This is a genomic window from Pseudoalteromonas sp. SWXJZ10B (genome assembly GCF_015864475.1).
Lineage (GTDB): Bacteria > Pseudomonadota > Gammaproteobacteria > Enterobacterales > Alteromonadaceae > Pseudoalteromonas > Pseudoalteromonas arctica.
Genome location: NZ_JADYXD010000033.1, coordinates 14856 through 33656, shown reverse-complemented (window position 1 = coordinate 33656; position 18801 = coordinate 14856). Strand labels below are relative to the sequence as shown.

The 18801-nt window shown below is 37.7% G+C and carries 14 protein-coding genes and 2 tRNA genes; 10 read left to right on the top strand and 6 right to left on the bottom strand.

What is annotated here, in order from left to right; translation table 11 throughout:
* Positions 1 to 116: 116 nt before the first annotated feature.
* A tRNA-Thr gene (locus I6F54_RS19205) sits at positions 117 to 192 on the bottom strand.
* Positions 193 to 263: 71 nt separating this feature from the next.
* Positions 264 to 339: transfer RNA gene (locus I6F54_RS19200), tRNA-Phe, on the bottom strand.
* A 341-nt stretch (positions 340 to 680) separates the two neighbouring features.
* Here I6F54_RS19200 and I6F54_RS19195 point away from each other — a divergent pair.
* Complete coding sequence (locus I6F54_RS19195) at positions 681 to 3458, top strand: ATP-binding protein (RefSeq protein WP_197142714.1); 2778 nt, start codon at positions 681 to 683, stop codon at positions 3456 to 3458.
* Between the two features lie 52 nt (positions 3459 to 3510).
* On the opposite strand, the gene I6F54_RS19190 is transcribed toward I6F54_RS19195, so the two are convergent.
* Both I6F54_RS19190 and mutY read right to left on the bottom strand, forming a co-directional pair.
* Positions 3511 to 3783: an oxidative damage protection protein gene (locus I6F54_RS19190; protein ID WP_007582954.1), complete on the bottom strand. Its 273-nt coding sequence runs from the start codon at positions 3781 to 3783 to the stop codon at positions 3511 to 3513.
* Positions 3784 to 3818: 35 nt separating this feature from the next.
* On the bottom strand, positions 3819 to 4880 hold the full coding sequence (gene mutY, locus I6F54_RS19185) for an A/G-specific adenine glycosylase (protein ID WP_197142713.1): 1062 nt from the start codon (positions 4878 to 4880) through the stop codon (positions 3819 to 3821).
* A 161-nt stretch (positions 4881 to 5041) separates the two neighbouring features.
* On the opposite strand from mutY, the gene trmB reads away from it, so the two are divergent.
* The 4 genes from trmB (at position 5042) to arcA (ending at position 9823) form a co-directional block, all read left to right on the top strand.
* Entirely contained in the window at positions 5042 to 5767 is a 726-nt protein-coding gene (trmB, locus tag I6F54_RS19180) for a tRNA (guanosine(46)-N7)-methyltransferase TrmB (protein ID WP_007582957.1), read from the top strand.
* A 66-nt stretch (positions 5768 to 5833) separates the two neighbouring features.
* Entirely contained in the window at positions 5834 to 6859 is a 1026-nt protein-coding gene (locus I6F54_RS19175; protein ID WP_165727250.1) for a methyltransferase, read from the top strand.
* A 151-nt stretch (positions 6860 to 7010) separates the two neighbouring features.
* Entirely contained in the window at positions 7011 to 8615 is a 1605-nt protein-coding gene (locus tag I6F54_RS19170) for a sensor histidine kinase (RefSeq protein WP_007582962.1), read from the top strand.
* 491 nt (positions 8616 to 9106) lie between these two features.
* A complete protein-coding gene (gene arcA, locus I6F54_RS19165) occupies positions 9107 to 9823 on the top strand; it encodes a two-component system response regulator ArcA (RefSeq protein ID WP_002962549.1) in 717 nt (238 codons plus the stop codon).
* Positions 9824 to 9839: 16 nt separating this feature from the next.
* Here arcA and arcB read toward each other — a convergent pair whose 3' ends face one another.
* Positions 9840 to 12158, bottom strand: coding sequence for an aerobic respiration two-component sensor histidine kinase ArcB (gene arcB, locus I6F54_RS19160; protein WP_007582964.1), 2319 nt, complete (start codon positions 12156 to 12158; stop codon positions 9840 to 9842).
* Positions 12159 to 12390: 232 nt separating this feature from the next.
* Here arcB and folE2 point away from each other — a divergent pair, with 232 nt between their 5' ends.
* The 4 genes from folE2 to I6F54_RS19140 all read left to right on the top strand — a co-directional run bounded on the left by folE2 (position 12391) and on the right by I6F54_RS19140 (position 15799).
* On the top strand, positions 12391 to 13311 hold the full coding sequence (gene folE2, locus I6F54_RS19155) for a GTP cyclohydrolase FolE2 (RefSeq protein WP_197119246.1): 921 nt from the start codon (positions 12391 to 12393) through the stop codon (positions 13309 to 13311).
* A 116-nt stretch (positions 13312 to 13427) separates the two neighbouring features.
* Entirely contained in the window at positions 13428 to 14024 is a 597-nt protein-coding gene (locus tag I6F54_RS19150; RefSeq protein WP_197142712.1) for a DUF2726 domain-containing protein, read from the top strand.
* A gap of 122 nt (positions 14025 to 14146) precedes the next feature.
* A complete protein-coding gene (gene mtnN, locus I6F54_RS19145) occupies positions 14147 to 14854 on the top strand; it encodes a 5'-methylthioadenosine/S-adenosylhomocysteine nucleosidase (RefSeq protein ID WP_024589694.1) in 708 nt (235 codons plus the stop codon).
* A complete protein-coding gene (locus tag I6F54_RS19140; protein ID WP_197142711.1) occupies positions 14855 to 15799 on the top strand; it encodes a cobalamin biosynthesis protein CobD/CbiB in 945 nt (314 codons plus the stop codon). It abuts the gene before it with no gap.
* A 96-nt stretch (positions 15800 to 15895) separates the two neighbouring features.
* Here I6F54_RS19140 and tyrS read toward each other — a convergent pair whose 3' ends face one another.
* Positions 15896 to 17095, bottom strand: a complete 1200-nt coding sequence (gene tyrS, locus I6F54_RS19135; protein WP_165741524.1) for a tyrosine--tRNA ligase — start codon at positions 17093 to 17095, stop codon at positions 15896 to 15898.
* 322 nt (positions 17096 to 17417) lie between these two features.
* Between tyrS and I6F54_RS19130 the strand changes: the two genes are divergently transcribed.
* Positions 17418 to 18731, top strand: a complete 1314-nt coding sequence (locus I6F54_RS19130) for a peptidoglycan DD-metalloendopeptidase family protein (protein ID WP_197142709.1) — start codon at positions 17418 to 17420, stop codon at positions 18729 to 18731.
* Positions 18732 to 18801 lie beyond the last annotated feature (70 nt).

Here is an 18801-nt window from a genome sequence, read left to right as displayed (position 1 = left end):
GAATCGAACCACGGACACGAGGATTTTCAATCCTCTGCTCTACCGACTGAGCTATCGAGGCACATAAACTGTGCTAACTAAAAGTAAAATAATTATTTAACTTTTAGCTTTATAAATGGTGCCGACTAACCGAGTCGAACGGTTGACCTACTGATTACAAGTCAGTTGCTCTACCAGCTGAGCTAAGTCGGCACACAAAACTGTGTGCTAAGGCACGCGTAATAATGTTTAAACTGTTGATTAAACACCACTACTTTAATAAATGGTGCCTCGACCCGGAATCGAACCAGGGACACGAGGATTTTCAATCCTCTGCTCTACCAACTGAGCTATCGAGGCACTTAAACAGTGCTAATTAAAAATCTTAAAGGATTTTTAATGCAATTCCCACTCATCTCTAGCGACTGAGCTATCTGGGCGTGCGGCGTATTAAACGAGTTTTGCCCTTACAAGTCAACTTTTTTTTTCTTCTTTATAACTGTTTGAACGGTTTTCAGACAACTCAGTACATTTTTTATTAATAACGTTCATTTTTACCACAAATCGGGCTATAACTATAAATAAATATAACTAAATCAGACTAAAACCGTAGTGAATTATTTTTTGTAAATGTTACGATTAGCTTAGATACGTACGATAGGGACTTATCGTAGTAAAAACACATCAATTGGAAACAATCAATGCAGAGTAAATTCTCATCGCCAGTAAAAGGCTTACTGCCACTTTTTTTAATCATTAATATTGCTGTAACAGCGCTCGCTATTGTTGCCCACTCATTTTATACACAAACTGAAGTTAAGACAGCCCAACCAGTATCATCTATTAATATTGTAACGCTTGCCGATAGATTAGACTTACCTATGGTTGATGCATTAACTATGTATGGTCAAGGTAAAGTAAAACAGTTACTTGATTTAACCTCCTTATTAGACGGTGACTTTGAATATACTCTATATCGCTTCAATGCTACATCAGATACTCAGTTGGTATATAGCAGCAGTAAACCAGCCATCGCTTCTGTTAAAACTGAAAAGCACTTAAAAGAAGAAGGTATTCTGCATCACCTACTATTGTTAAACGATCAACCCATTGGCGAGCTTATTATTAAGCAAAACATACCAGCCACGCCTTTAAGCGCTCAAGATTCTCAAGTTATCGCTTACATCATCGCGATAGCGAGTGTTGCTGCATTATTTATACTTACTTTAATGTTTAATATGTACATTAATACGCGCTTACGTAAAAGTACTGACACTCTTACTCAAGAGTTACAGGCAATCACTGAAGATGCTAATTACAATAGTAATGTTGATGAGCAACTTGATATTGGTTTAGGTGTAGTAGCAAAAAACATCAACTTATTGCTACAAAAAGTACAAACTGCAATGAGCGAGAATGACTCTGCACAAAAAGAGCTTTATAAATTACAAAATGGCCTAGAAGCCGAAGTGCAAAATCGTACCTTAGCGCTTGAGCAAGCCATATTAAAAGCAGAGCGAGCAAGCGAAACTAAAACAACATTCTTAGCAACGATGAGTCACGAAATAAGAACACCGATGAATGGTGTTATAGGTACTATTGATTTACTGCGCCAGACCGAACTTGATGGCGCTCAGCATCGTTTAAGTACGATTATTCGTGAATCAGCATTTTCGTTATTGAGCATTTTGGATGATATTTTAGATTTCTCTAAAATTGAGGCTGGAAAGCTAAATATTGACCCGATCCCATTTTCGGTAACCGATACTATTGAAGAAGTTGCTCGTGTGCTCTCATCTGTTGCTAAAAAACGTGAGCTTGATTTAGAGCTAGCAATAGCACCAGATATTCCTATAAATCTTACCGGTGATAGCGTACGTGTACGTCAGGTTCTTTATAACCTATGTAGCAACGCAATTAAATTTACGAGCACTGATGAAAAAACCCAAGGGCATGTAAAAATATCAGTAGAGGTGGTACATAATACGACTGATCACTTTACCTTACGCTTTTGCGTAACTGATAACGGTAAAGGCATGTCGCAGGCACAACTACGCGAAATATTTAATCCGTTTATTCAAGCCGAAAATTCGATTACCCGAGAATATGGAGGGACAGGTTTAGGTCTTTCTATTTGTAAAAGCTTAACTGAGCTTATGCTAGGTACTATTCATGTAACTAGCCATACAGGAATTGGCAGTGAGTTTACTGTTGAACTGCCGTTTAGCACATCGGGTAGAATTAAGTACGCACACAAAGGTGCATTAAATGGTAAGCAAATTGTTGTAGTTAGTAATCACCTAGAACGTGAAAAAACAATGTACCGTTATTTATCGTTTATGGGCGCTAAAATAGTTTATGCACACACAGAAGAAGAAATTGAAGAGCATCAACATTCGCAAGATATTATTTGGGTGGCTGATGGCATAGACAATATGGATAAAACAAACGCGCTGCTAAGACGCTTATTTTATTCATTAGAGGATTATAACCAACAAGTTGTTGTACTAAGTAAGCTTGATGAAGCGGCTATAAATCATAATAATATTTTTTATATTAATGCCTCTCCTTTATGTAAGTCTAACTTTATGCTGTCTATTTTAGTCGCTGCAGGTTTGCATACACCTAAACAAATTAAAAAAACCAAAACACTTAATAACTATTTAAATGTTGAGCAAGCTCGTAAATCAAACAAATTGGTTTTACTTGTTGAAGATAACCTTCTAAACCAACAAGTGCTGACCGATCAATTACACATACTAGGTTTTGGCGTTGAGATAGCAAACAACGGTGAAGAAGGCTTAGATATGTGGAGAAAAGGTGATTACTCACTTATTTTAACCGACTTACACATGCCTAAAATGTCGGGTTACGATATGGTCGAAAAAATCCGTAACGAAGCAGAGCTATTAGAATCAATTGATGCACAGCCTTACATTATTGCTGTAACAGCAAACGCACTTAAAGGCGAAAAAGAGCGTTGCTTAGCCGTAGGTATAAACGACTTCATTACCAAACCTATAGAGCTAAACGCGTTAGAGGACACTTTAAAACGCTGGAGCGATAAGCAAAGCCAAAACCCAAATGTAGTTATCCATCAAACCATGGCGCTACCTATTGATATGGAAGCAGTTGCTAAATATGTAAATGGTGACGAAGCTAAACAGTTACGCTTTTTCAAAATGTATTTAGAACAAAGCCAAGGGCTAATTAAGGGGATTAATTCAGGCGTTATGGTTAACGATTTAGATGAGATTATTGAAGGGTGTCATCAATTAAAATCGATCTCTAAAACAATTGGTGCCCTAACGGTGGCTGAACTTTCAAGTGCATTTGAAGATAAATGTAAAAAAGGTGAACTCACTACCGATGAATTAATAGACTTAAGAGATAAGTTAGAAATTGAATACTCTAAGGCAGCTCAATTTTTAAAAGAACAAATTAAAATCTCTGAGCAAGAAGATGAGTTAAGTGATTAAATAATCGCACACAAAAAAAGGGCTATTTAGCCCTTTTTTTATGTTCAAAATATTATTTTTCAGGCGGTCGATAACCTTCAATTTCCACATCTTTGTTTTCAAACAAAAAGCCAACCATTTGCTCTTCTAAAAATGTGCGGTGCTCTGGGTCCATCATATTTAAATGCTTTTCGTTAATAAGCATTGTTTGCTTATGCTGCCACTGACCCCACGCTTCTTTAGAGATGTTATTAAAAATCTTTTCACCAACTTCACCAGGGTATAACTGAAAGCCAAGCCCTTCGGCTTCTTTTTGTAACTTTTGACAAAATACTGTACGTGCCATGATTGATTCTCTCTAACGCTAAATATGGGGCTATTCTATACTATTGCTGTAATTTGTTTAACCAACTTTTTAGTTGGCGCTGCTAGGCCAACCTCTATTGATTGATCAAGCGGATACCACACTAATTGTTTGTCATTTACTACATCAGGAATTTTCTTAACATTGAGCACATGCGGATTAATCGTCAGCTCAAAATGTGAAAACACATGAATAAACGCTTCAAGCTCTACTAAGTCGGCTTCTAATCCTTGCTGAGCTAAAAACATTTGAAGCTCCTCGTACTCATTAAATTCAAAAAAGCCAAATAGTCCTCCCCAAATACCGCTGTTAGGGCGTTTTTCCATAAGCACTTTATCGCCGCACTGAATAATTAACTGATGACAACTCTTCTTCGGCACTGCTTTTTTAGGTTTAGAATGTGGAAACTCTTTTACTTTACCTGCATTAAAAGCACCACAACCTGAATTTAATGGGCAAGCCTCACAATCAAAACGACTGCGTGAGCAAACACTCGCACCTAAATCCATCATAGCTTGATTAAATTCGGTGACATTATTTTTAGGTGTTAATTGCTCTGATAAATGCCAAAGCTGGTTTTCGACTTTTTTAACACCGTACCAACCTTCTATCATAAAGTAGCGCGCTAAGACTCGCTTAACATTCCCATCTAAAATTGGATGATGCTGTCCAAGCGACAATGATAAAACAGCCCCGGCAGTAGAGCGCCCTATTCCCGGTAAATCCATTACTTCATCAAGCGTTTGCGGAAATTCACCTTGGTACTTGTCACGTACTATTTTAGCTGTTTTATGTAAGTTACGCGCACGAGCGTAATACCCTAAGCCAGTCCAGTGATGCAGTACTAAATCTTCATCAGCATCGGCTAAAGCAATAATATCTGGAAAGCTTTGCATGAATTTTTCAAAATATGGGATAACAGTAATAACTTGAGTTTGCTGGAGCATCACCTCAGACACCCACACTTTATAAGGTGTTTTACCCAACTGCCATGGAAGTGTTTTACGCCCATGAAGGTGATACCAATCAACGACTTGATTAGAAAACGAATTAGACTGTTCTTTATTTAAATCCAACATATTGTACTTTTACTGATGCTCAATGGCGGCTCAGTCTATTGTAGTTAATAAAAAGATCAAGCTATAGGGCGTGTAAAACCAGCTAATACTTGTGATTGCGGGCTCGGTCAGGGATAATATGCAACCATTTTTAAACACATTGTTTTTGTCAGGCCAATAATATGAGTGAATCAAGCAACACTAACCTTGAGCAAGCTAAGCAAGAAGGTAAATACATCCGCACCATTCGCAGTTTTGTAAAACGCGAAGGTCGATTAACCAAAGGCCAAGCCGCTGCAATCGAAAAATGCTGGCCAACAATGGGCCTAGAGCATAAAAACGGTATGCTTGATTTAAGCGAAGTTTTTGGCAACAACAATGATGTAGTAGTAGAAATTGGTTTTGGTATGGGTAAATCGCTTGTCGAAATGGCAACAAATGCCCCTCACCTAAACTTTATTGGTATTGAAGTACACCGCCCAGGCGTTGGTGCTTGTTTAATGGATGCCGATGAAGCAGGCATTACTAACTTGCGTATTTTTGAACACGATGCAGTTGAAGTACTTGCAGACTGTATACCTAATGAAAGCTTAACAACACTACAGTTGTTTTTCCCTGATCCTTGGCATAAAAAGCGTCATCATAAACGCCGTATCGTACAAACTGAGTTTGTTGAAAAACTAAGAGCCCAACTGAAAATGGGTGGCGTTTTTCATATGGCAACAGATTGGGAAAACTATGCAGAGCATATGCTCGAAGTAATGAATGTAGCTCCTGGTTTTAAAAACCAATCAGAAACAAACGATTATGTTCCACGTCCAGATTTGCGCCCGCTTACTAAGTTTGAGCAGCGCGGACATCGCCTAGGTCATGGCGTGTGGGATTTAATGTTTGAACGTACTGAGTAATTTGTAACTTTAAGCACTCACTTTTATTTTTAATAAAACTAAACATACTGTAAGGCAAAGCCATTTATGAGCGTACTAACCAACCCAAGTTTACTGTTACTTCGTAATAGCGAGGCACTAACGGGCAAATCTATCTTGGTGGTCAACTTTGTTCAAGATGGCTTTTTAACAGAGCTTAAAAAACTTAACCCGCAAAGCAAGGTAACTGCATTTAGCTACAACCATGCTAACGGTGAGTTTGCTAAAAACACCAAAGACGTTGAGATTTGTGTAAATCACACAATACCTGGTAACGGCTACGATTTAGTTATTCTTTACTATCCTAAATCAAAACCTGAGTTATTAATGGCGCTTGATAATATTCGATCTGCTATTACTGACGATGCCGAACTATTGGTGGTAGGTGAAAACAAAAGTGGTGTTAAATCAATTGAAAAGCAATTAGCTGGTAAAGCTGAGTTTAGTAACAAAATTGATTCAGCTAAGCACTGCGTTCTTTACTCATTTGCTGAGATTACCCAGCACCCTGATTTTGATATTACGACCTACCATAAAAAGTTTGTTGTTAATGTTGCCGACACCGAGTTTACAGCTATTAGTGTCCCAGGGGTTTTTAATCACGGTAGTTTAGATATGGGAACGAAAGTTCTACTCGAAAACGCACCGACAATTAAGCAAGGTAGGGTTCTCGACTTTGGTTGTGGCGCAGGTTTAATAGCAACCTTTTTAGGGCTGCATAATCCAGCAGTCGAGTTTGTGTGTAGTGATGTAAGTGCACTGGCAACTTACGCAACACAGCAGACTCTAAAGCTTAACAGCATCAAAGGCGAAGCGATATTAAGTGACGGTCTTAAAAGCATTACCGGTAAGTTTGATTTAATTATTAGCAATCCACCTTTTCATACAGGTATTGCAACCGACTACACAGTAGCAGAAACATTTTTAGCAAATGCAAAACAGCATTTAACTAAAGTAGGAAAGCTGAATATTGTTGCTAATAGCTTTTTAAAATACCCGCCTATTTTAGAAACGCAATTTGAAAGCTACCAAACGGTATTTAAAAATAACAAGTTTGCCGTATATAGCAGCTAGTATTATTTTAAAAAATGCTTGAGTGCAAACGCGCTCAAGCTAACCTTCGCATAAATATAAGAATTAATTTAGCTTTTTTCCTTCATTTTCTCCCGTCTTTGCTAAACTAAAACTCTAAATAATCAAAATTAATTCAGGCGATAACGAAATAATGCCTAAAAAAGTTCATCAAAGTAGCATTCGCAAAGCACTCATAAATTTAATTATGCTTATTACAGCTATTTGCTTGTCGCTATCTATTTCGATATCTACTTATTTAAGCGTAAAAGAGCAAAAGCAATTAATCATTAATAAACTCGTCATACTTTCTGAAATTGTAGCTTTTGATGCTGGTAAATCAGTAGTTGAAGATGATAGAAAAACAGAAGAAAAACGCCTCAAGTCATTTGAAAATATCCCCCTTGTAAAAAACATACATATTTATTCAATAGAAAAGGCATCTCAAAAACCTGTTTTTTTTATTAGCTTTAATGCAAAAAAAACACCTCCAGTACCACTAAGAATAGACAGTGTTGATGAGCTAAAAACGCCACGAATTACGAGCGATCATATTGAACTAACCCGCCCTATTTACGATAACGAAAAGTTGGTAGGTTATGTATATATGCGAGGGAGCCTCGAAAGTTTAGAGACTTATATTGAGAGAAAAATATTAATAGACGTGCTATTAACTCTATTAATTTTAATCGTTGTTTACTTTATTGCTATAAAAGTTCAACGACGTATAGCCAAGCCAATAGAACAGTTAAGCATGCTATTGCAGGATGTATCTAAAAATCATAACTATGATGCACGCGCGCCAATAACCGATGTAAAAGAAATAACCGCTCTTTCAAATAGTTTAAATATCATGCTTACACGTACCAAAAAGCAACTTGAGCGCCACGAAAAAGATAAACAAGAAATAAAACAACTAAACCAGAGCCTTGAAGAAAAAGTAAACCAGCGAACAATCGCTCTCAGAGAAGCAAATCAAGAGCTTTTATCAACCCTTGAGAGAATGCATCAGTACCAAACGCAAATTGTTGAAAACGAAAAAATGGCATCGCTTGGGCAAATGGTTGCTGGGGTTGCCCATGAAGTGAATACACCAATAGGGCTAGGTATTACAGGCTCTACATTACTTCGAGATAAACTGGCAGATATACAGCAAAGCTTTGACGATAAAAAACTTACCTCAAGCCATCTAAAACGCTTTATAGATGAAGGTATTGAAAACTTAGACTTAATTTATCGTAATCTAAATCGTGCCGCAGACCTGATATCTAACTTTAAAAAAGTGGCCGTTATTCAAGACGACGGTGTTAATACCTATATTAATGTACATAAATTAATAAGTGATGTTTTAACATCGATTCAATCTGAACTACTGCCTAAAAAGCCTGTCGTTATTATTAACTGTCCGACCGACTTGGCTATTCATAGTAAGTCTGAACCTCTGCAACAAGTGTTTCAGCAGTTGCTTATGAACTCTGTGATTCATGGATTTATAGGTAAAGAAAATAATGAAATTCGCTTTGACGTAGAACTGGTAGGGAAAAAATTAACAATAGTTTATTCTGACAATGGTCAAGGTGTTGATAAAAACATTAAAAATAGAATTTTTGATCCGTTTGTAACTTCAAAGCGCGGACAAGGCGCAAGCGGCTTAGGCATGCACTTGGTCTACAACCTAGTAACACAAGCACTTGGCGGAAGAGTTATGTTTGATCTTGAAGAAAAACACGGTGCTCGCTTTATAATTACTATTCCTTAAATAAAGATCACTAAAAAGTGCATATATTTAAAATTTATCCTTGAATTAGCATTTAATGACCTCATTAATGAGGCATGTGATAAGCGCGTAACATTATTTAATTGCATTAAATAAATATTACCAAGCGATTTATGAACTTTTTTATCTTTGCTGTATCACATACATTGATGAAAGGTTAGAAAGTGATATAGTTTTGCTTTGAATTAGTCTGATTATTTTAAGTACCTTGTTTGATTGAATGATGTATCAATTATTAAAGGAAAATGGCTTCGACTTTATGATTCAAATAGCTACATCCACGTATATATCAATTAAACAGTAGTTTTTGCACTGCCCTTTTTAGTAGACTTTGGACACCCTACTGTTTTATTTTTATCCAATTTGTTTTTTCCTTGTTAACAAATGGGTATAATCCTATAATCTCTAGTAATCGGTTATAAATTCGTCACCGGTTTTTTTATAAATAAAATATTCCAAAAGGTTAATTAATAATGCAAACGCCAGTCATTCTAATCGTAGAAGATGAAGACGTAACTCGACTGAACCTAGTTAGTTTATTTGAAGCTGAAGGGTACAAAGTTATTGAAGCCATTGATGGCGATGATATGCATGACAAGCTTACAAATAACGATGACGTTAATCTTGTAGTTATGGATATCAACCTTCCTGGTAAAAACGGTCTTATTTTAGCCCGTGAATTACGCCAAAAGCGTAAAGTAGGTCTTATATTCCTAACCGGTCGTGACAACGATGTTGACCGTATTTTAGGTCTTGAAATTGGCGCAGATGACTATGTTACTAAGCCATTCAACCCGCGTGAATTAACTATTAGAGCTCGCAACCTTATTACTCGTACTGCTTTAGGCGGTGAAGAGTCAGCACTAGAAACAAATGGTGTTATTACGTTTAACGGTTGGGAACTTGATGAGAATAGCCGCTGTCTTACTTCTCCAAATGGCGACGCTAAACGTTTACCAAAAGGTGAGTACAGAGCACTTCGTTTAATGCTTGATTCTCCAGGTCGTATTTTTAGTCGTGAGCAATTAATCAAGCACATGACAGGCCGTGAGCTTCGTGCAAATGACCGTACTGTTGATGTTACTATTCGTCGCATTCGTAAGCATTTTGAGAGTGATAACTCAACGTCAGAGTTAATCAGCACCATCCATGGTGAAGGTTACCGTTTCATTGGTAAAATTGACGCTTAATTAGAGCTAATTAGTTTTACTCTAATTGCTGTAAAAATAAATGAAGGGCTTTTTGTCCTTCATTTATTTTATCTGCTAAAACATCTAACCACTGCTTTAACACTTCATCAGATTCATCAATCGCACCATGCTCCATTATTTTGGCATGAAGCTGCACATCATTTAAACCTACCGAGCCAGCCGCACCTTTAAGTTTATGCGCTACTGATTCATACTCTTCTCTATCACCGGTATTTAATGAAGTAAGTAATTCTTGCTGATATTGTGGACTTAGCTTTTCAAATAACTGACTACTGCGTCTAAATACAACTAAGCCCATCGAATTTACAAAGTCTTCTATTGTTTCAATATCTAATAAGTGTGCATCAATGCCCTCTAGCGCTTCTTCACTTACTTTTAGCTGTGGCTCTGTGCATTCACTTTGCTTAATGCCAAATAAGTCAGCCAGCATTTTATCAAGCTTAACTGTGTTAATTGGCTTGGCCAACGCACCTTGTATTGATATACCTTCAAGCTCTTTTTCAGCACTGCGTACATTGGCAGTTAAAGCAACAATAGGTAATTTATCGAAGTGGCTATCTGAGCGTATTTGTTTAGCAACCACGTCACCGTTTATATCTGGCAATTGCATATCGAGTAGTACTAAATCTAAGTCATCTTCGGTTTCGACAAACGAGAGCGCATCTTCACCGGTTTCAGCCCATAACACTTCATGCCCGCGTTGCTCTAATAGGTTTGTAGCAATTTCGGCGTTCAGAGGCACATCTTCTACTAGCAGAATATACAAACCACGGCCAACATAACTTTGCTCTGTTGGTGCAACACATAAACTAAGCGGTATTTGCACTGTAAAACAACTTCCTTCGCCTTCAGTACTATTTACCGTAATTATCCCTTTCATTGCACTTACAAGTGCTTTAGTTACAGCTAAACCAATACCGGAGCCTATCGCGTTAGTGCCTTTTAAATCCGGCGCTTTGTAATACATATCAAATATATGGGCAAGTTGCTCTGGTGGAATACCTTGACCGGTATCTAGTACCTTAATAACTAACCATGGGCCTTCTACGCGATTTTCTCTGCTGCATTCGAGTGTTACTTTGCCTTGCTGAGTAAACTTAACGGCGTTGTTAATTAAGTTCCAAACAACTTGGCGTAATCGAGTCGGATCGAGCTGCGCGTAAACATCAAGTATGCCATTGCGCTTAATATCAAACTCAAGCTCTTTTTGCTCTGCTATTAAGCCTGCAAAATTAACTACATCGTTTATAAAGTCTGACACATTAATAGAATTGGTTGCTATATCGAGCTGATCTCTATCTATTTTATCTAAATCTATAATATCGTTAAAAATATTACCGAGTGTTTCAGCACTCGAAAAAATAGTATTGCCCCAACTACGCTGCTGCTTATTAAGCTCTGTATCTAATAACATACGCGTTAAACCAACAATGCCATTTAAAGGAGTACGTAGTTCATGGCTCAGCGTAGCAATAAACTTACCTTTGTCTTTATAGGCAGTTTCGAGTGCTTGTGCAGCTTCTTTACGGCTAGTGATATCACGTCCAAAACCCAGTAAACCAATGTAGTCACCGTCATCATTTATAAAAGGTAATTTACGCAGCTCAAACCAACGTGTTTCACCATTTACTTCATAGCCTACATCTATAGTTAGTGCTTTATGGCTTTGCTCTACTTCTTTATCGGTTGCCAAAACTTCAGCTAAAAAATGACTCGGGAATATCTGCTCAACCGTTTTTCCTATTAACTCACTACTTGATTTTCCCATTACCTCTTCAAACATTTTATTACAGCCAGCAAATACACCGTTGTTATCGCGGTAATAAAATAAATCGGGAGATGAATCAACGATTGAGCGTTGCAACATACTTTGTTGGGCAAGTTCTTGTTGTGTTTTTTTACGCTCAGCAATTTCTCGGCGCAGCTCTTCAATAGCGCGATGCTTGGCATGAAATGCCATTTTACGCTCATCAATTTCAATATTTAAACGACTAATGTTGTCTTTTAGGGTTTGGTTTAAGAGCTTCTCCTGCTTGGTTGCGCTATCTAAATAAGCATACGAGGCATCTAATTGACGTATTGAATTAAGTAATACACTTATAATTAAAGGAGAAACCACAGCCGTAAAAAACACCACAGCCAAAATATCAACAAGGTGTAATTCGCCTATCGCAACATAATAAAACATGCTCGATAAAATAAGAGATACAGTTAAAAATAAAGTGTAACAAATAGCTGCGGTTTTAAATTCACCAAATCGCGTTATTGAGCTGGAAAGTACCCGAGCCCAAGGGCTCAAAGAATAATCGGTCATACGTAATTTTATCTCTTAGCTGTGTGCTTAAATATAAAGAAGGCAATGCGCATGTATAAACATACCATTTTCCCAGATTTTAGCATTTTTCTCCTACCACTACCCATGTTGTGCGATAAAAACAGAATTTTTCATGTTTGATTTTGCTCATCTCTTAAACTCATCATTTCAGCAATAAATTATTTAGTGTAAAATGCCCCGCTTTATTATCTCCAAAATACGAGTAGCGCACATGCAAACCAATATGCCAGATATAGCAGACACTGCACCCGCTTTACAAACAGGTAAATTAGACTGGGTTGGCATGGGCGAAATCGAACTGCCATTTATTTTTGAGTCACGAGACTTATCTCCAGTTACAGTAAATGCCAAAGCTCGTGCATTTGTAAATTTGCATAAAGAAGATGCCAAAGGCATTCATATGTCACGTCTATTTTTAGCACTTGACCTGCTTTCAACTGAGCAGCAAGTCAATCCGCAAACAATAGCGCAAGCACTCGATACCTTTATAACTAGCCACGAAGGGCTGAGCGATAAAGCACAAATTGAATTTAAATTTGAACTACCGCTACGCCGTAAGTCACTATTAAGTGGTAAAGCAGGCTGGAAAAGCTACCCAGTTGTACTTACCAGTACAATTGAAAATAACATTATTAGCTACGAGCTAACCGTAGATGTTACCTATTCTTCAACATGCCCTTGCTCTGCAGCACTTGCACGCCAGCTTATACAAAACGCGTTTAACGAAAAGTTTAACCAAGAAACCTTAAGCCAAAAAGATGTGCACGAATGGCTAGGCACTACTCAAGGCATAGTAGCTACACCTCACTCGCAGCGCTCTATTGCCAACGTAAAAGTAAAGCTTGATAGCAATATTCAAGAATTTGACGTAGTGACTCTAATAAATACCCTCGAAGCTGAACTTAAAACGCCTGTACAAGCGGCAGTAAAACGCGAAGACGAGCAAGAATTTGCCCGTTTAAATGGTCAAAATCTTATGTTTTGTGAAGATGCAGCGCGTAAAATTAAAGCTTTATTAGAAACAGATAATTACAGCGATTACTGGCTGCAAATAAACCATTATGAATCACTCCATGCACACGATGCTGTAGCTATTGCGGTTAAAGGTATTAAAGGTGGATACAAAGCTTAATAGCTACATAGTTTTAGCTTTTATAAACAGTTGGTAATTATTTTATAACTCATACTTTTTAGGCACGTAAATTGCTTTATTTGAGCAGTGTCAATTTGTTGTTATGGAGTTACCGTATGGAATTCGCTTTATTATTAATTCTAGTATTAGTTGTCGGGGCTTCTGTTGTTGCGTCAAAATTTAATGACGATGGCGGAAACCCGTATCCTTTTACCCGCAAGCAAACTGTTTTTACGCAGGTTGAGGGCGCTTTTTTAAATCTTCTCGAGCGTGCTGTAGGCGATCAATATAAAATTGTTAGTCGCGTTAAGCTAATTGACGTTATTGACTGTAAGCAAGGTCTTTCTATTAAATCTAAACGTGCTGCTTTAGCTAAAGCTAAAAATAAGCAACTCGACTTTGTATTAATCGATAAAGAAAAACTAACTATTGTTGCGGCCGTTGACCTAGTTAACAATGCCAATAAAGATGGCCACAAAGCTCAACGCGACTGGTTTGTAAACGGTGCACTAGAGTCTGCGGGCATTCCACATATTCGTATGAAAGTTAAATCGGGCTACCGTCCATCAGAAGTGCGCGATGCAATTCTGTTTAAACTTGGTAAGCCTGCAGCAACACAAACGCAGCGTCCTGTTCGTAATCGCTCACACAAGCCAGCGGTACTTTCACCTTCTCAAGCCAAAGCACAAACAACTGCTTTAGCTGAAATTTAAAAACCAAATTAAATACTCTCCTAAAAAGTATTTAAAGCGAGCTTATAAACAAGCTCGCTTTTTTGTTTTTTATTGCTAACTTCACGTATAATCAAGTGATTCAAACTCAGGAATTAAACATTATGAATGTTGGTATTATTGGCGCAATGGAGCCAGAAGTTAAAATTTTACGTGAAGCGATGCAAAACCCACAAATTTTAACTAAAGCAGGTTTCACTTTTTATACTGGTGAATTGGCTGGTAACACAGTAACACTTGTTCAATCTGGTATTGGTAAAGTAGCATCAACAATTGCAACTACCTTACTGATTGATAACTTCAAACCTGATTGCGTAATTAACACAGGCTCTGCCGGTGGATTCGATCCTTCTCTAAGTGTTGGCGACGTAGTAATTTCGTCAGAAGTACGTCATCACGATGTAGATGTTACTGCTTTTGGCTACGAAATTGGCCAAGTACCACAAATGCCAGCAGGCTTTACAGCTCACCCTAAATTAGTTGAAGCAGCACAACAAACAATCGAACAAATCAGTGATGTTAAAACACTTGTTGGCTTAATTTGTACTGGTGACACATTTATGTGTGACCCTGTGCGTATCGATAAAGCACGCAGTGATTTTCCTACAATGCTTGCCGTTGAAATGGAAGGCGCTTCAATTGCACAAACGTGTTTTACGCTTAACACACCATTTGTTGTAATTCGCTCAATGTCTGATATTGCAGGTAAAGAGTCACCACAATCGTTTGAAGAATACCTAGAAACAGCATCAATCAACTCATCTAAAATGGTTGTCGCACTTTTAGAAAAGCTAACTGCAGTGTCTCTGTAAATGCTTAGCAATATTGTTCAAAATCACTTGGACTTTATTGCCTTCATACTAGCGCTCCTTGCTGAGCGCTTTATTCCCCTTATTAGCTGGTATCATCCTAATACAGCGCTAAATGCTGTTTTTGGTGCTATTGGCAAGCGCATATACAAAAGCAAAGAACCTAAAAGCTATCAATATTTGGCAGCTATACTCGCAAGCACGCTCATTTTAAGTGTCATTCTCATTATTGTAGTGTTACTACTCGAGTTTGCTTTTTATCCTGAATTACTCGCTGGCCTTATTTTATACTTATGCTTAGAAAGTAAGAGTATTGATAAAAAAGCACTTCGCATTGCAAAGCTAACTAAACAAAATCAAAAATCGACAGCACGCGAATTACTAAAACCACTGCTTGCCCGTGAAGTTAATAGGCTTTCATCTCCTGGTATTATCAAAGCATTAATTGAAAGCTTAATACTGCGCACTGCTCGATACTATTTCGTAGTTATATTTATATTTTTAGCCTTTGGCCCTATTGCGGCCCTCGCCTATCGATTACTTACTTTAATACAACAAGCCTGGCGTAGTGACATATCCCCAAATAGCTACTTTTTAAAACCGCTTAAAACTCTGTTGTTTATTATTGAGTATATTCCAATGCGCTTACTCGCTTTAACTATTGCAGCAAGTAGAGCGAGCAAACAAAGCATGCACTACATAAAGCATTATGGTAGACATTTTTATCAAACAAATACAGGTTGGCTACTAAGCACATGCTCTGCATCACTTGGCGTGCAGCTGGGCGGGCCTGCAGTTTATTTAGGTACTCGCTTTAATAAAATGCGTATAGGTACTGATAGACTACCTACACCCGAGGATGTACCTGTAATAATTAATAGATTAAATCAGGCGCGTGTATTTTGGTTGTTAGTAATTGTAAGTATTAAAATATTAAAAGTGATTTAGTGACTATTTAGTGACTACCTCGTAACTATTTACAGACCCCAAAATACGAGCACAAAAAAACCAGCCTAGGCTGGTTTTTTAGTTTTCAAACGGTATTTAAGCTACAGTGATGTTTGCAAACTTACGTTTACCTACTTGGTAAATAGCCGTTGTACCTTTTGCTATTTCAAGTTTGGTGTCAGTGATTTTATCTTCACCGTTAAGTTTAACAGCGCCTTGCTTAATCATACGCATTGCTTCTGATGTACTTACTACTAAGTTTGCTTCTTTAAGTAAGTTAGCAATTAAAATAGTGTCTTCTGCGATAGTGACTGTTAGCTCTGGGATTTCATCTGGTAGCGCTTTTTTCTGAAAACGCTGGATAAAATCGTCATGTGCACCTTGTGCATCAGCTTCACTATGAAAACGAGCAATTAACTCTTTAGCTAGTTCTATTTTAATATCGCGCGGGTTAGTACCTTGCTCAACACGTTCTTTTTGAGCTGCAATTTCTTCAATAGAAAGCGCGCTCAATAAATCGTAATAACGCCACATTAGCACATCACTAATCGACATTATTTTACCAAACATATCGTTTGGCGCATCAGTAATACCAATGTAGTTACCAAGCGACTTAGACATTTTTTGAACGCCGTCAGTACCTTCAAGTAATGGCATCATTAATACTGTTTGCGGCTTTTGGCCTTCAACTTTTTGTAGCTCACGACCCATTAGCAAGTTAAAGCGCTGATCAGTACCGCCTAGTTCAACATCTGACTCTAGTGCAACCGAATCCCAACCTTGTACCAGTGGATATAAAAACTCGTGAATTGCAATTGGTTGACCGCTGCCGTAACGCTTTTTAAAGTCATCACGTTCAAGCATGCGCGCTACTGTTTGGTTAGCAGCAAGTTTTATCATACCTGCAGCGCCTAACTTTTCCATCCAAGTAGAGTTAAATGCAACAGTGGTTTTAGCAGGATCTAGAATTTTGAATACTTGTTCTTTATATGTTTCGGCATTGGCTAGTACGTCTTCGCGAGTAAGTGGTTTACGCGTTACGTTTTTACCTGTTGGGTCACCAATCATGCCAGTAAAGTCACCAATTAAGAAAATAACCTCATGACCTAAATCCTGAAAGGTTTTCATTTTATTAATTAGTACAGTGTGCCCTAAATGTAAATCAGGGGCTGTAGGATCAAAGCCAGCTTTTATTTTTAGCTTTTTGCCCGACTTTAGTTTTTCAACTAGTTCGTCTTCAATTAATATTTCTTCTGCACCGCGTTTTATCTCTGCTAGAGCGGTTTGTAAATCCACTTTGTGTTACTCCAAAATTCTGCCTACGAAGGGGCGGACTAGTTACTTGTAATCACGGTTTAATATAGGTTTAAACCGAATATATATATGTAGCTAACATAACAAATTTCTACCTAATTAAAATAACTTTTTAAGTTATTAATGCAACTAAACAAAATGAATTGAGTCTTAGTTAGATAGGACGTTAAAAAAGGCTTCCTAACCCTGATTTTAGCGTAGTTTAAGGTTAGTTTAAATCTACAAAGCACTAGTATTCGTACATTATTAAGTATATCCTGCAATATTATGTATTTATTATCTTGACAGCAGAAAAAGGCACGTTATGGTTCACGTGGTTAACACTCTCCCAAAAAAACACAAATTGCTTATTTTAGGTTTAGTTTCTGCTATTGCCGGCTTGGCATTTCTTCCTTCTGAAAAAGCGACTGCTTCTAAAGACAATAATGCAGATGCATTAGAGATAGGCAAGCGCTATGAGTTACAAGTTAAAGTTGATGACAACGAAAAATTAACTGAGTTAAATTCAGAGCAAGCAGCAGAAAAGTTACCAGAATACGACTTTGTCGATCATAAAGTTAAAAATGGCGACAATTTAGCAATTATCTTCAAACGTGCTGGTTTTTCAGCTCAAACGCTCCATAAACTAATTAACACTAACGCAGAAACGCGCAAGCTAACTAAAATTCACCCTGCTGAAATACTTAGCTTTGCGACAGCTGAAGATGGCTCTTTGGCTCAACTGCGCTATGTGATTTCAAAAACCGATACTTTATTTGTTACCTTAAATGAAGAAGGTAACTACGATACAGCTATTGATAGTAAAGAAATTGAAACGCTAACCAAAACCGCTGGCGGCGAAATATCTAACAACTTTTGGACTTCAGCAATAGCGGCTGGTTTAAGCGAACGTCAAATAATGAACTTTGCTGACATATTTGGTTGGGATGTTGATTTTGCAAACGACATTCGTAAAGGCGATGTGTTTGGCTTAATTTATGAGTCTCATTATGTTGATGGCGAGTTTATTGGTACCGGTAAAATTATTGCCGCTGAATTTGTAAACCAAGGTCAGCGCTTTGCAGCGATTCGCCATACCGACGGCAATTTTTATACGCCTGAAGGGCGTAGCATGAAAAAAGCATTTTTACGTGCACCTGTAAGCTTTAAGTATATTAGTTCGAGCTTTAATCCTCGTCGCTTACACCCAGTTACTGGGCAAGTTAGAGCGCACCGTGGTATCGACTTTGCGGCACGCACTGGCACACCGGTGGTTGCATCAGGGAACGGTAAGGTAGTTAAAGCGGGTTACAGCAAGTACAACGGTAACTACGTCTTTATTAGCCATGGCACACAATATGTAACTAAGTACTTACACCTAAATAAGAAACTAGTTAAAACGGGCCAAAAAGTTAAACAGGGCCAACAAATTGGTACTGTAGGTTCTACGGGTCGTGTTACTGGCGCGCATTTACACTATGAATTTTTAGTAAATGGCGTTCACCGTAATCCTAAAACAGTAAAACTTCCTAAGTCAGAGCCATTACCTCGCTCAGAACTTGCTAAGTTTAAACCTATTGCAGATAATTTTATTGCCCAACTTGAGCGCAATCGCGAGCTACAGTTAGCACTTAAATAAAGTTTATTAATAAACATTAAAAAAGCCTTTGCAGGTTAAACCTGCAAAGGCTTTTTTGTGTACGCTAAAA